This window comes from gamma proteobacterium symbiont of Lampromicra miyakona (genome assembly GCF_059730895.1).
This window is the reverse complement of sequence record NZ_AP035932.1, coordinates 2,500,260-2,513,195: the sequence shown is the minus strand read 5'-3', so window position 1 is coordinate 2,513,195 and position 12,936 is coordinate 2,500,260. Positions and strand designations below refer to the sequence as shown.

The window sequence follows — 12,936 nt, the reverse complement described above, 5'->3', positions numbered from 1 at the left end:
TGTGCGCCAGTCCTCTATTCTGGTGCGTTATGTCTGCTTCCACTTCCCGCCTCAGCCTGCGTATTACGCGTCAGGAGCTGGTACTTATTTTTATCACTATGGTCTGGGGTGGCACCTTTCTGGTGGTGCATCGCGCCATGGCGCATTCGGGGCCGTTCTTTTTTGTCGGGCTGCGTTTCGCTACCGCCTCGCTGCTGCTGGCCTTTTTCTTTCGCCGCTATTTGCGTCACATTACCTGGCTGGAAATCAAAGCGGGTGCGCTGATTGGCGTGGCGATTGCCGGCGGTTACGGATTGCAAACCTGGGGTATGCAAACCATTTCCAGCAGCCAGTCGGCGTTTCTGACGGCACTTTACGTGCCGGTGGTGCCGCTGTTGCAATGGCTGTTTCTGCGCCGGCCGCCGGGCCTGATGGCGTGGCTGGGCATTTTGCTGGCGTTCACCGGTCTGGTGCTGGTGGCGGGTCCGCAGGATGGCAGCCTGACGCTGAATGCCGGTGAGATCGCCACGCTGCTCAGCACCCTCGCCATTGCCGCCGAGATCATTCTTATCAGCCGCTACGCCGGGCAGGTCGATGTGCGCCGCGTGACGCTGGTACAGCTGCTGGTGGCTTCGGCCTGCGCCTTCGTGCTGATGCTGCCCAACGGCGAATCTTTACCCACGCTATCGGCACCGCTGCTGTTTAGCGCGCTGGGCCTCGGCGCGGCCAGCGCGCTGATTCAGGTCACCATGAACTGGGCGCAGCGCAGCGTCTCGCCGACGCGCGCCACAGTGATTTATGCCGGCGAGCCGGTGTGGGCCGGTGTGGTCGGACGCATTGCCGGCGAACGGTTACCGGCCGCGGCGCTGCTGGGCGGCGCACTGATTGTCTGCGGGGTGATTGTCAGTGAACTGCGCCTGCGGCGCAAAAAAGCGGTGCCGGAGCAGGCACCGCAGAAGCCTTAAGGCTGCGGGCGCGCCGCCGGCTGGGTCAGCGCGGCACCGCGTCGCTGCAGAATTGCGTTGAGGATGATGGCACCGAAGGTGGCCGTGCCGATGCCGCCGAGGGTAAAGCTGCCGATCTTCAGCGCAAAATCCCCGGCGCCGAGCACCAGCGTGGTGGCCACCATAATCAGATTGCTGTTCTGGCTAAAATCGACGTGGTTCTGCACCCAGATGCGCGCGCCCGCCACGGCGATTAAGCCAAACACCACAATTGAAGCGCCGCCAATCACCGGGCCGGGAATGGTGTGGATGAGCGCGCCGAACTTAGGCGAAAAGCCCAGCACCAGCGCAATCAGCGCCGCAGCGACAAACGCCAGCGTGGAGTAGACTTTGGTCACCGCCATCACGCCAATGTTTTCGGCATAGGTGGTGACGCCGCTGCCGCCGATGGAACCAGACAGCATGGTTGCCAGGCCGTCGCCGACGAACGCGCGTCCCATCCACGGATCGAGATTACGCCCGGTCATGCCCGCCACCGCTTTAATATGGCCGAGGTTCTCTGCCACCAGAATAATCGCCACCGGTGCGATCATCACGATTGCCTGCATATCAAATACTGGCGCGGTGGTGTGCGGCAGACCAAACCACGCGGCGCTGGCCACGCGGCTGAAATCCACCGGCTTGCCGAAGCCCATCACGTTGGTCAGCAGAGCGTACAGCGCCCAGGCGACAATCAGTCCGACCAGAATCAGCAGCCGCTGCACCATGCCGCGGGTGAACACCGCCACCAGCCCGATGCACAGCACCGTCATCACCGCCATCCAGCTATCAAACATCGAGGCGGAGACGCTGTGCACCGCAATCGGTGCCAGATTAAGGCCGATGGCCATCACTACCGCACCGGTGACCACCGGTGGCATCAGCCGTTCAATCCAGCCGGTACCCACTTTCATCACCACCAGGCCAATCAGCGTGTAGAGCGCGCCGCAGGCAATAACGCCGCCCAGCGCCAGCGCCAGGTTGGGATTGAGCCCCTGACCGTTGAAGCCGGTAATGGCGATCACCACGCCGACAAACGCGGCGCTCGATCCGAGATAACTCGGCACGCGACCACCGGTAATGATAAAGAACAGCAGGGTGCCGATACCGGAAACCAGAATCGCCAGGTTGGGGTCCAGCCCCATAAGCAGCGGCATCAGCACCGTTGCGCCAAACATTGCTACCGCATGCTGCAGGCCCAGCACGAACGTCTGCCCAAGCGGCAGAGTCTCGTCGGGGGCAATCAGCCCGTTATCGCTCATGGCTGACTTTTTCTGCCAGCGGGGGAACCAGGAACTCGCCATCGTCTTCTCCAGGGTAGTGGTCGAACCGGGCCGCACGGTGCGGCGTTAGCGGGCGTCCTGCCGTGAAAGGGCATGGTAGCGACGGTCAAACCACATCAGACCGGGCTGGGCATCATGGCGCTCCAGCGCCATCACGTTGCAAAACAGAATGTCGTGTGTCGCCACGCTGACGACCTGCGTGATAGTGCAGTCGAACGCCATCAGTGCCCCCTGCAGCAGCGGTGCGCCGCTGCGCTGCGTGTGCCAGCGGGCGGCGGCAAAACGTTCCGCCATCGGGGTTTTACCGCCAAACAGCGTTGACAGCGATTCCTGGCCAGCGGCCAGCGTGTTCACACACAGCACGCCGTTGTCGCGGAAGATCGGCCACACCGATGCATTACGATTGAGGCAGACCAGCAGCGTCGGCGGCGTATCACTGACGCTGCACACCGCGGTGGCGGTAAAACCGGCGCGTCCGGCCGGCCCGTCGGTGGTGATGATATTGACCGCCGCGCCCAGGCCGGACATGGCATCGCGGAAAGCCTGCTGGCTCACTTCGGGCAGCAGGGGCAGTTCATGTACGCTCATCATCGGCTCCGTGATTAGCTGGCGCGGCGAGCCGGCGTGGCGGTGTCCGCCAGCCAGCGCAGCAGCAGCGCATTAAAGTTGTCGGCATCGGTCACGCTCATGGCATGGCCGCCCCACGGCATCTCAATCAGGCTGCCGTTGGGCAGCGCCTGCGCCAGCTGCGGCGAGCAGCTCCACGGCACCAGCAGGTCATCCTGACTGCATATCGCCAGCACCGGCTGGGTGATTCGCGAGGCGTGCGGACGGAAATCGGCCGATTTCAGCGCGTGCAGACGCCGCAGCAGGTTCTCCATGCCCTGGAAATGCGCCACGTGATGCACATCCTCCGCGCTGATGCGCGACTGATGGCGTGCCAGCCATTCGGCCGGATAAAGAAACAGCGGCTGCGCGCGCACAAACGCTTCAACACCAACGTTGAGCAGCAGATCCTGGCGCACCTGGAAGCAGCGCTCGGTGTGGGCATCCAGCGCCAGCCAGCCGTTAATCACCACCACGCGTCCCACGCGCTGCGGATAATCGAGCGCCAGCTGCAGGCCAATCAGCCCGCCAAGCGCATGGCCCACGATGTCATACTGTTCGATGCCGTGCTCCGCCAGCGCGTCGGCCAGTTCCGCTGCCATCATCGCCATGCTGTAACCTTCCGGCAGCGTATCGGGGCTGCGACCGGTGCCGCGCTGATCGTAGGTCACCACGCGATAGTGTGGCGTCAGTGCCGCCAGCTGCGGTTGCCAGAAAGCGGCCACGCCGCCTAGCCCGGACGACAGCACCAGCGTTGGCGCGTCGGGCGCGCTTAATCCCTGAATGTCCAGATGCATTACGCCTCCTGCCGGCCAATGTGTGCCACGCTGGCGATTTCAATCAGCGCATCGGGTTTCACCAGACCGCACTGAATACAGAAGCGCGCCGGTTTGTCGCCGGGGAAATAGTCGGCATACACCTGGTTTACCGCCGCGTAGTTGCTCCAGTCGGTGATGAAAATCGAGTTGAAAGTGACGTCCTGCAGGCTGCCACCGGCGGTCTCGATCACTTTTTTGATGGTTTCCAGCACGTGGCGGGTTTGCGCCGCCGCATCCCCGACGTGCACCACGTTGTTGTCGGCATCGAACGGCAGCGTACCGGAAACGTACACCACGCCATCGGCTAAAGTGCCGGGCACAAACGGAGCGATCGGCGTCGTGGTGCCGGGAGGAATAATCACTGTTTTAGGCATGACTCAGAGTCCTTATTATTAAGCGTGCAGGTGAAACGGCGGTTACGACTTCAGCGCCTCGCAGAAGGTGTCGGTATCGCTGACCCAGCCAAAAAAGGTTTCAATGTTGAACAGCGCCGCCTGCTGAGCAAACGACGGTCCGGCCTGATGGGTGGCATCGGCCAGCACCACGCCGAAATACTCGAGGAAAAAGCCGTCGCGCAGCGTCGATTCCACGCAGACGTTGGTGGCAATGCCGGTAAACACCAGATGACGAATACCGCGGCTGCGCAGCATGCTGTCGAGCGGCGTGTTGAAAAAGCCGCTGTAGCGCGGTTTGGGCAGCACGATATCGCCGGCTTGCGGCACCAGTTCATCCACCAGCGCATAATCCCAGCCGCCTTTTGCCAGCAGCGTGCCGTGCAGCTCCGGCCGCTGACGCATGGTTTTCAGCGCGTTGGATTTATGGAAATTAGGCGAACCGGCGTCACCGGCTTCGACATACTGATTATCCCAGCCGTTCTGGAACCAGATAATTTGCATCCCTGCCGCGCGGGCGGCGGTGACCGCCTGATGAATCCGGGCGATAACCGGCTGCGTGGCGGAGACATCAAACCCGGCCAGATCGAGATAGCCGCCCTGGCTGGCGTAGGCGTTCTGCATATCCACCACAATCAGCGCGCTTTGCGCCGGCGGCAGGGCGATGGCTTCCGGGCGCGCCGGCAGAGTCACTGCAGGCTGGCTGCTGCTGTGGGCACAAACGACGGTATTCATTATGCAACCTCCTTGTGGGCGTCAATCAGCGCGCGGCGGCACGCCATCAGCGGCTGGATACGTTCACCAAAATCTTCAATGCCCTGCAGGAAATCATCAAAGGTCAGCAGCACGCCTTCGGTGCCTTCCACCAGCGCCACTTCATCCAGCATGCGTGCCACGCTGGCATAGGAACCGACCAGCGTGCCCATATTGATGTTGACGGCAGAGGTCGGATCGGCCATCTGGCGCACATTGGTGTCACTGCCGGATTTGGTGTCCTGCTGGCTCTGCGTGGTGAGCCAGGCGAGGGCTTCCTCGTCAGCACCGGCTTTGTAGTGTTCCCATTTGGCGCGCGCGGCTTCGTCGCTTTCGGCGGCGATAATCATAAACAGCACGTAGGAACCGACGTCGCGCCCGGTTTTGTCCGCGGCCTGTTTCATGCGTGCGGCGGTGGGTGCAAAGGCGGTCGGGGTATTGACGCCCTTGCCGAAGCAGAAGTTGTAATCAGCGTATTGCGCCGAAAAGGCCATGCCGGCATCACTTTGACCGGCGCAAATCACCTTCATCGGCTTCTGCGGCTGCGGACTGACGCGACAGTCGTTCATGGTGAAGAACTCACCTTTGAAGTCGCTCTGGCCAGTGCCCCACAGGTCGCGCAGCACCGTGACGTACTCCGTCAGGTAGTTGTAGCGGCTGGCAAAATATTCATCGCCCGGCCACAGCCCCATCTGCTCATACTCCGGCTTCTGCCAGCCGGTCACCAGATTGACGCCGAAGCGGCCGCCCGAGATGGAGTCGATGGTGGCGGCCATGCGCGCCACGATGGCGGGCGGCAGCGTCAGGGTGGCGGCGGTGGCGTAGATTTCAATGCGTGAGGTCACCGCGGCCAGCCCGGCCATCAGGGTGAAGGACTCCAGGTTGTGGTCCCAGAATTCGGTTTTGCCGCCGAAGCCGCGCAGCTTAATCATCGACAGGGCAAAGTCGAAGTGATAGTGCTCAGCCTTGAGCACAATCGCTTTGTTGAGCTCAAAGGTCGGCTTGTATTGCGGGGCATGCGTGGAGATGAGCCAGCCATTGTTGCCAATCGGAACGAAAACGCCAATTTTCATGTGAAACCTCTCTGCATTGAACATGGATTGCTTCACGCGCTGCGTTGCTTCCTGCACGCATCCTGCGGGCGGCGCTCGATCACAAAATTGCAAAGCCTGTGCCACAATTTTAAAAGTGATACATAACAATCAGTTAAAATTGGCGACGTAATGAATCCTGAGTGACTGGTCCAAAACAGACCATCTGGTCAAAACAAATTGCACGTTTTTCATGCGTCACCTGAGCGAAAAAGGTGCAGGGCACAGCATTAGGCAGGATACAGGGCGTTTGTTATGATGCGATTTCGCAGGATGGAAGAGGTAACAGTGTGAAAAGCGATGAAAAAAAGCCAGGACGCCGATCGCGGGCCGTTGCGGCGAAACGGGCAGCTATTCTGGAAGCGGCATTGGCCTTCTTCTCGCAGTTTGGCATTCACGGCACCAGTCTGGATAAGGTGGCTGAGCGCGCGGACGTCTCAAAAACTAACCTGCTTTACTACTATCCGTCAAAAGAAGTGCTGTATGTGGCGGTACTGAAAGAGATTCTTGATGTGTGGCTGGCGCCGCTACGTGCGCTGCGTCATGACCAGGATCCGCTGGTGGCCATCCGCAACTATATTCGTCTCAAGCTGGAAGTGTCGCGTGACCACCCGCAGGCATCGCGCCTGTTCTGTCTGGAGATGCTGCAGGGCGCGCCGCTGCTGAAGGGCGAGCTGGCGGGGGATTTAAAAGCGCTGGTGGATGACAAAGCGGCGATTATCGAACAGTGGATCGCCGAAGGGCGTATTGCCGGCGTGCAGCCGCAGCATCTGTTCTTTCTGCTGTGGGCGACCACGCAGCACTACGCTGATTTCGCGTCCCAGGTGGAAGCCATCACCGGCCAGACGCTAAACGATGCGGAATTTTTTGCCCAGACGCTGGATAACGTTCAGCGCATGATCATTGAAGGGATCCGCGTGCGCTGATCCCCGTGGCTGACCAGGAGAGTGCATGGATTCGCTATCACAACTAACGCTGGGCGCGGCGGTGACCGTGGCCGTAATGGGCAAACGCGTGCCGCTGTGGCAGGCGGCGCTGGCGGGGGCGGTCGCGGGCACGTTGCCAGACCTCGACGTGTTTATCGACCACGGCGATGCCATTCGCAACATGACGCTGCACCGCACCGAGAGCCACGCGCTGCTGTGGCTGACGCTGGTGGCACCGTTATTTGGCTGGCTGGTGGCTGGCGCGACGCGCAGCCGGCAGCACTGGCGCGCCTGGTGCCTCGCCATCTGGCTGGCATTGATCACGCATCCGCTGCTGGACCTGACCACGGTGTACGGCACGCAGCTCGGGCTGCCGCTGACCGATTACCCGTTCGCCATCGGCAGCATGTTCATCATCGATCCGCTTTACACGCTGCCGCTGCTGATCGCCCTGATCGTCGCACTGTGGCGGCGGGATGCGTGCGGGCTGCGCTGGAATCAGGCCGGATTGCTCATCAGCACGCTGTACCTGGGCTGGAGCATGGTGGCGCAAAGTGTTGCTACCCGGCATATTGAGCACCAGCTGACGCAGCAGGCCGTGCAGCCGCAGCAACTGCTGGTGACGCCCACCGCGTTCAACACGCTGGTGTGGCGCACGGTAATTATCACGCCGCAGCGCTACGGGGAAGCCTGGTGGTCGCTGCTGTCGCCCGATCGTCCCTTACAGATCCGCTGGTACGATCGCCATCCCGCGCTTTTTGCCCCGTTTAAAGGCCAGTGGCACGCGGAACGCGTTGCGTGGTTCAGCCATGGATTTTATGCCATGCGCCAGCAGGGCAACGACACGCTGATCGTGGATTTGCGCATGGGGGAAGAGCCGGATTACACCTTTACCTTTAATCTCGGTCCCGCCGCAGCGCCGGCAGCAGCACCACAGCGGGAAGATTCGCTGCGGCCGTCGCTGGGGCAGGCGTGGCACAAATTCACAGAACGCTTATAACGAAAAAGGCCCGGATAACCGGGCCTTTTCGTTTAGGTGGATCAGGCTTTACGCCGGCGTAGCAGCCAGCCCATGGTCAGCACCACAAACCACAGTGGCGTCACCATCAGCGCCTGGCGGGTATCTTCCTGCAGGGTCAGCAGCACCAGCACAAAGGCAAAGAAAGCCATGCACACCCAGCACATCAGCTTGCCGAGTGGCATTTTGAAGCGTGACGCCGCATGACGCTGCGGATGCTGTTTGCGGTAGGCCAGATAGCTGCACAGGATAATGGTCCAGACAAACATAAACAGAATCGCCGAAACCGTGGTCACCATGGTGAAGACCGTCATCACATCCGGAATCAGGTAGATCAACGCCACGCCAGCCAGCAGACACAGGCAGGAGAAGAACAGGCCGGTGGTCGGCACCGCGCGCGCCGAGAGACGGCCAAACGCCTTATGCGCCACGCCCTGTTCCGCCAGGCCATACAGCATGCGGCTGGTGGAGAAGATGCCGCTGTTGGCTGAGGAGGCCGCGGAGGTCAGCACCACAAAGTTAACGATGCTGGCAGCGGCCGGCAGGCCAATCAGCACAAACATTTCAACGAACGGACTGCGATCCGGCATGACCTGGTTCCACGGCGTCACCGCCATGATCACCAGCAGCGCCAGCACGTAGAACATGATGATGCGCAGCGGGATCGCATTGATGGCACGCGGCAGAACTTTATGCGGATCTTTGGTCTCCGCCGCCGCCGTACCCACCAGTTCAATGCCGACAAAGGCAAACACCGCAATCTGGAAGCCGGCAAAGAAACCGCTCAGCCCTTTCGGGAACATGCCGCCGTGATCCCAGATATTGCTCAGCGCCGCGTGGCTCCCGTTCGGCGAAGGGTAATGCAGGCTGACCAGCACAATCCCGGTGATGATTAACGCCACGATGGCGACAATTTTGATAATGGCGAACCAGAACTCCATCTCGCCAAACAGTTTTACCGTGGCGATGTTCAGGGCAAGGAAAACAAACACGCACAGCAGCGCGCTCATCCAGATCGAGAAGTCCGGGAACCACAGCTGGAAATAGGCGCTGATCGCCACCACGTCGGCGATGCCGGTCACCACCCAGCAGAACCAGTAAGTCCAGCCGGTGAAATAACCGGCCCACGGACCGAGCAGATCGGCGGCAAAGTCGCTGAAGGATTTGTACTCAAGGTTGGAGAGCAGCAGCTCACCCATGGCGCGCATCACAAAGAACAGCATAAAACCGATGATCATATAGACGAAGATGATCGACGGACCCGCCAGGCTGATGGTTTTACCGGAGCCCATGAACAGACCGGTGCCAATGGCACCGCCGATGGCGATAAGCTGGATGTGACGGTTATGCAGGTTGCGCCGGAGTTTTTCCGGCTGTTCGGCCTCAATGGGCGCCGCTTTAGATTGATCAACCATAAAAATATCTTTCCTGTCTTGATGTTGTGTCAGCTCTGCTGGCTGTTGAATAACGTGCTGTTGCACAGGGCAAGAGGGCATAAGATAGAGGAAAGGCGGCCACTCTCGGTAATGGTTTTTAAACCTTTGTGCCCTTTTGCGTGCTTTACCGTGTCAGTAAATATTTACATGGCGCGCCGTGCCGTCATTTTGCGTAAATGTTCTGCAAATGAGCCGCTTGCACCACGCAGCGCTGCGCAGGGTTCTACACTTGTCATTTCGATGAACCCGGAAAAAGTGAGGCAGCGTGCGCGCATTGCTCGCGATAGTGCTGCTGGCCCTGTGCGGCTGGTGGAGTTTACCCTGGCTGAAAACCCATCTGCCGCCACAGTGGAATCCGTTTATACCGCTCCAGGTTACCGATCCGCCGGGCTGGATGACGCGCTATAAGCTGCAGCGGCTGAGCAGCGATCCGGCCGCGTGTCTGGCGGTGATGCGTGCGGCCAGCGCGCAGGGCAGAGTCAGTTTCCGTGAGGTGCCGCCGCTGCAGGGCGATTGTCCGATTGATCAACCGCTGCGCATCAGCCGCTTCGGTGAGGTCACGCTGAGCAGCAGTTTTCTTGCCAGCTGTCCGATGGCGGTGGCCAGCACGCTGTATGTTACGCGCAGCAATGCGGCGCTGCAGCAGGCCGGCATTACCTCGCCGCTGCGCCGCATCGCGCATGTTGGCAGTTACGCCTGCCGCAATATTTATCACCGCCAGGAAGGACGCCGCAGTGAACACGCGACGGCGGAGGCGTGGGACATCACGGGCTTTCAGCTGGCGGATGGGCGCTGGCTACAGGTAGGCAAAAACTGGCAGCAACCGCCGCAGGCCGCTGCCGGTTTGCACGCGTTATGGCGCAACGGCTGTGCCAGCTTCGGTAATGCGCTGGGGCCGGATTACAATGCGGCGCATGCCAGCCATTTCCACCTTGGCATGCGCGGCGCAGGCTTTTGTCGCTAAACTACACCGCCGGCTTTAATCCGCGTTTGATGAGGAAATGATTTGCCGGCCAGGAGAAAATAAATCCGGTGAGCATCGCCAGCTGTAACATAAACCAGAAGGCGCTGAGCAGGGGATTGAGCTGTTGATTAAGCACATATTTTAGGGCCAGCGTCATAAAGATAAAGATTCCCGTTTGATAAATCAGCAGCGGAAAGGTTTCTGTTTTCAGCGCTAATAATAACGTACGGACAATAGAAAGTTGTTCCCGCTGGCGAATGGCCAGAAACTGAAAAAATAATCCCGCCAGTAACGAAATCATCACGCAAATAACCGCCTGAAACCACAGCGCCGGGCTAATAGCAAAATGCTTGAGCAGAGTGACTATTGGCAGGGTGATGATGTCGCCGAATATACAGGCGGCGGCAGAGAGCGAAGTGGAAATAAAAATGGTTTGCCAGCTGGCATAACCGGTTAATCCGGATGGCAGCAGCAGCGCCAGTTTTCGCTGACGTGACGGTTTACGCCCGAGATACCACCATGCCAGCCAGCCGAAAAACGGCATGTACAGCCCGGTGAGCGGCCAGATGATATTCATGACCGCCAGCGGATGCGGGTGACGCAACAGATCTTTAGCGATCATCAGGGCGGTACACACGCCCACGACCAGAAAAGGTAATGCCAGCTGGTTTAACATAGTCAGTCCCACTCAGTTTACTGAAATCGCGCCAGCCTGCGGAGCTATGCTGGTGCCTGCCACCTTGCGCCTCTGCTAAAGCGTAGCTGGAAAAGACGGTGCCGGAAATGTCTGCCACAGGGGCACGGCAGGGAAACACTGCAGAAATAACTGGAATTAAGCCGCGCTGCGGACTTAATCAGCAGAAAGATTATGACGGGCGGTATAAAAAAGGGGAATGGCAAAGATAATAGCGATTAATGATGAGGCGAATGTTTTATCTGCGAAGTCTGGCCTTTAATCAACAGGACGATTGAAAATTCTTCAGAAAAATCTTATTCTGATTCGCACGACTTATCATCCTGATGGTGCCGCTGGCAAACGCACCATAGTTTAATTTCTCATTTGGGTAACATATTGACAACAAGGTAGTTATCACTTTTTGCCCGCAATGCCGCTCTGGTTTCAATCAATATTTTTTCTCTGGTTAATTTATTTTTTACATTAATCGGCACAGATATCCTGTTATGAATAAGGCGTGAAACAGCGCCAGGGCAATAATGACCATCGATAATTATTTCGTCTGGCGAGGCGAAACTGAAAAAGAATTTCAGGCGCTTTCCGAAGTGCTGCAATTGAAATCGCTGCTGCAAAAACATGTTGAGGCCCTTGGATTTGATGCTTTTGCCTTTTTGGTACAGCATCCGGTGCCTTTTACCCGACCGCGTATTTTTCTCTTTAGCACCTATCCGCAGAGCTGGGTGAAACGCTACGAAAGTGAAAATTACTATGCGGTGGATCCGGTGTTAATGCTCTGCCAGCAGCCCGGTCGCGGCGTGGAGTGGACGCGTGATTTATTTACCGGCGCAGGCAATTTATGGGCAGAAGCCAATGCAGCAGGGCTGGTAAGTGGCTTTTCATGCTCGGCAATGGCGCTAAATCGTGCCATTGGTATATTATCTATAGCATCGCAACAACCCAGCCAGACCCAGCACAGACGCGTTGAGCTGGAGGTGCAACTGCACTTCCTGGCGGAACTGAGTTTGCGTGTGCTGGACCGTCTGAATGACGGCTCAATGGTGGTGTTATCGAATGATTTTAGTCAGCGCGAGCTGGAAATATTGAAATGGACAGCGGAGGGAAAAACCTCAGCCGAAATTTCCCTCATTCTGGCTATTTCTGAACACACGGTAAATTTTCACCAAAAGAATATGCAAAAGCGTTTTAATGTTTCCAATAAAACGCAGATTGCCTGTTATGCCGCAGCCATCGGCCTGATATAGCGAAAAGGCAACTACTAATTTTAGTAGTTCCTAAGCCGCAGTCAGTTGTCTACCCTGCGCCGGAAACTCCGCCAGGCTGGCGCTTAATAAATCATTGCAAACATGGGGATGTCAGGGGCGCATGATGAAAATAATTCAAACACAGCTAAAGGATATGCCGTCCTCTTTGCTGGCCGAGTTGGGCACCTATCGTTACAGCGTCTTTGCGCGTGGCGAGGGCTGGTCAATTCCGCCGCGACTCAGCACGCCGGGACAGGAGTACGATCGCTTCGATCGTTCCGATGTCACCTGGCTGATTGCCTGGACTGCGCGTCAGGGCATTTGTGGCTGCGCACGTCTGTTACCATGGCACGAGCCGGAAGTGCCGGAAGGCATGGTGCTGCCTTTTGATCAGCAAAAAGTGTGGGAAATGTCGCGCTATTCGGCCCGCCTTGAAGTGGATGCCGAACTGCCGCTGAACATCTTATGGCATTCGGTACAGCTGGCTGAGCTGAGCGGGATGGAGTATTTGATCAGTTCGGCCACGCCGATGCTGGAGAAAATGTTTGAGCAGCATCAGGTGGTGTACGAGCCGCTCTCGCCGGGACTGATTCAGTCAGAAGACAATCTGTTTGCCATTCGTATTCCGGTGCAGCAGCCGGCGCTGGCGGAGAAGTATCGCGGCACGCGTCGCTTCAGTCCGGAAGAAGTGCTGCCCTCGCTGGGCGTGTCGGTCAACTGGCAGTCACACAGCTAACGCCCCGCGCAGG

The 12,936-nt window shown here is 58.6% G+C and carries 14 protein-coding genes; 6 read left to right on the top strand and 8 right to left on the bottom strand.

Annotated elements, in window-relative coordinates:
• Positions 1-29: 29 nt before the first annotated feature.
• Positions 30-944, top strand: coding sequence for a DMT family transporter (locus tag AC6I8P_RS11755; protein ID WP_021508290.1), 915 nt, complete (start codon positions 30-32; stop codon positions 942-944).
• Here AC6I8P_RS11755 and rutG read toward each other — a convergent pair.
• From rutG to rutA, 6 genes are read right to left on the bottom strand one after another with little or no spacing between them, the layout of a single operon-like run.
• Positions 941-2,266 (bottom strand): pyrimidine utilization transport protein G, encoded by a 1,326-nt coding sequence (gene rutG / locus AC6I8P_RS11750; RefSeq protein ID WP_058769582.1) that lies wholly within the window; start codon positions 2,264-2,266, stop codon positions 941-943. The genes AC6I8P_RS11755 and rutG overlap by 4 nt on opposite strands.
• Before the next feature lie 45 nt (positions 2,267-2,311).
• The gene (gene rutF / locus AC6I8P_RS11745) at positions 2,312-2,833 is read right to left on the bottom strand and encodes an NADH-dependent FMN reductase RutF (protein WP_481658079.1); all 522 of its coding nucleotides are present in this window, start codon (positions 2,831-2,833) and stop codon (positions 2,312-2,314) included.
• A 14-nt stretch (positions 2,834-2,847) separates the two neighbouring features.
• A complete protein-coding gene (gene rutD / locus AC6I8P_RS11740) occupies positions 2,848-3,648 on the bottom strand; it encodes a pyrimidine utilization protein D (protein WP_021508287.1) in 801 nt (266 codons plus the stop codon).
• Positions 3,648-4,043: a pyrimidine utilization protein C gene (gene rutC, locus AC6I8P_RS11735; RefSeq protein ID WP_021508286.1), complete on the bottom strand. Its 396-nt coding sequence runs from the start codon at positions 4,041-4,043 to the stop codon at positions 3,648-3,650. Before rutC ends, rutD begins: the two co-directional genes overlap by 1 nt.
• A 42-nt stretch (positions 4,044-4,085) precedes the next feature.
• Positions 4,086-4,796 (bottom strand): pyrimidine utilization protein B, encoded by a 711-nt coding sequence (rutB, locus tag AC6I8P_RS11730; RefSeq protein WP_141496467.1) that lies wholly within the window; start codon positions 4,794-4,796, stop codon positions 4,086-4,088.
• The gene (gene rutA / locus AC6I8P_RS11725) at positions 4,796-5,887 is read right to left on the bottom strand and encodes a pyrimidine utilization protein A (RefSeq protein ID WP_058759710.1); all 1,092 of its coding nucleotides are present in this window, start codon (positions 5,885-5,887) and stop codon (positions 4,796-4,798) included. The genes rutB and rutA overlap by 1 nt, the downstream gene beginning before the upstream one ends.
• A gap of 308 nt (positions 5,888-6,195) precedes the next feature.
• Here rutA and rutR point away from each other — a divergent pair, with 308 nt between their 5' ends.
• Positions 6,196-6,831 (top strand): HTH-type transcriptional regulator RutR, encoded by a 636-nt coding sequence (gene rutR / locus AC6I8P_RS11720; protein WP_031279844.1) that lies wholly within the window; start codon positions 6,196-6,198, stop codon positions 6,829-6,831.
• 25 nt (positions 6,832-6,856) lie between these two features.
• Positions 6,857-7,831 carry a metal-dependent hydrolase gene (locus tag AC6I8P_RS11715; RefSeq protein ID WP_498030629.1) on the top strand — a complete coding sequence of 325 codons (975 nt, stop codon included), beginning with the start codon at positions 6,857-6,859 and terminating at the stop codon, positions 7,829-7,831.
• Positions 7,832-7,872: 41 nt separating this feature from the next.
• On the opposite strand, the gene cycA is transcribed toward AC6I8P_RS11715, so the two are convergent.
• Positions 7,873-9,264, bottom strand: a complete 1,392-nt coding sequence (cycA, locus tag AC6I8P_RS11710; RefSeq protein ID WP_021508281.1) for a D-serine/D-alanine/glycine transporter — start codon at positions 9,262-9,264, stop codon at positions 7,873-7,875.
• Between the two features lie 286 nt (positions 9,265-9,550).
• Between cycA and AC6I8P_RS11705 the strand changes: the two genes are divergently transcribed.
• Positions 9,551-10,249 (top strand): extensin-like domain-containing protein, encoded by a 699-nt coding sequence (locus AC6I8P_RS11705; RefSeq protein ID WP_058769587.1) that lies wholly within the window; start codon positions 9,551-9,553, stop codon positions 10,247-10,249.
• Between the two features lies 1 nt (position 10,250).
• Here AC6I8P_RS11705 and AC6I8P_RS11700 read toward each other — a convergent pair whose 3' ends face one another.
• Positions 10,251-10,925 (bottom strand): DUF4396 domain-containing protein, encoded by a 675-nt coding sequence (locus AC6I8P_RS11700; protein WP_498030628.1) that lies wholly within the window; start codon positions 10,923-10,925, stop codon positions 10,251-10,253.
• Positions 10,926-11,464: 539 nt separating this feature from the next.
• Between AC6I8P_RS11700 and AC6I8P_RS11695 the strand changes: the two genes are divergently transcribed.
• Positions 11,465-12,187 carry an autoinducer binding domain-containing protein gene (locus tag AC6I8P_RS11695; protein ID WP_021508278.1) on the top strand — a complete coding sequence of 241 codons (723 nt, stop codon included), beginning with the start codon at positions 11,465-11,467 and terminating at the stop codon, positions 12,185-12,187.
• A gap of 124 nt (positions 12,188-12,311) precedes the next feature.
• Positions 12,312-12,923 carry an acyl-homoserine-lactone synthase gene (locus AC6I8P_RS11690; RefSeq protein WP_031279842.1) on the top strand — a complete coding sequence of 204 codons (612 nt, stop codon included), beginning with the start codon at positions 12,312-12,314 and terminating at the stop codon, positions 12,921-12,923.
• Positions 12,924-12,936 lie beyond the last annotated feature (13 nt).

What these genes read in the sequence shown, in the direction of transcription:
- rutB (WP_141496467.1), bottom strand. Translation starts at nt 4,796, where the DNA reads ATGAATACCGTCGTTTGTGCCCACAGCAGCAGCCAGCCTGCAGTGACT.
- cycA (WP_021508281.1), bottom strand. Translation starts at nt 9,264, where the DNA reads ATGGTTGATCAATCTAAAGCGGCGCCCATTGAGGCCGAACAGCCGGAA.
- AC6I8P_RS11700 (WP_498030628.1), bottom strand. Translation starts at nt 10,925, where the DNA reads ATGTTAAACCAGCTGGCATTACCTTTTCTGGTCGTGGGCGTGTGTACC.
- rutD (WP_021508287.1), bottom strand. Translation starts at nt 3,648, where the DNA reads ATGCATCTGGACATTCAGGGATTAAGCGCGCCCGACGCGCCAACGCTG.
- AC6I8P_RS11755 (WP_021508290.1), top strand. Translation starts at nt 30, where the DNA reads ATGTCTGCTTCCACTTCCCGCCTCAGCCTGCGTATTACGCGTCAGGAG.
- rutA (WP_058759710.1), bottom strand. Translation starts at nt 5,887, where the DNA reads ATGAAAATTGGCGTTTTCGTTCCGATTGGCAACAATGGCTGGCTCATC.
- AC6I8P_RS11715 (WP_498030629.1), top strand. Translation starts at nt 6,857, where the DNA reads ATGGATTCGCTATCACAACTAACGCTGGGCGCGGCGGTGACCGTGGCC.
- rutC (WP_021508286.1), bottom strand. Translation starts at nt 4,043, where the DNA reads ATGCCTAAAACAGTGATTATTCCTCCCGGCACCACGACGCCGATCGCT.
- AC6I8P_RS11695 (WP_021508278.1), top strand. Translation starts at nt 11,465, where the DNA reads ATGACCATCGATAATTATTTCGTCTGGCGAGGCGAAACTGAAAAAGAA.
- rutF (WP_481658079.1), bottom strand. Translation starts at nt 2,833, where the DNA reads ATGAGCGTACATGAACTGCCCCTGCTGCCCGAAGTGAGCCAGCAGGCT.
- rutG (WP_058769582.1), bottom strand. Translation starts at nt 2,266, where the DNA reads ATGGCGAGTTCCTGGTTCCCCCGCTGGCAGAAAAAGTCAGCCATGAGC.
- AC6I8P_RS11690 (WP_031279842.1), top strand. Translation starts at nt 12,312, where the DNA reads ATGAAAATAATTCAAACACAGCTAAAGGATATGCCGTCCTCTTTGCTG.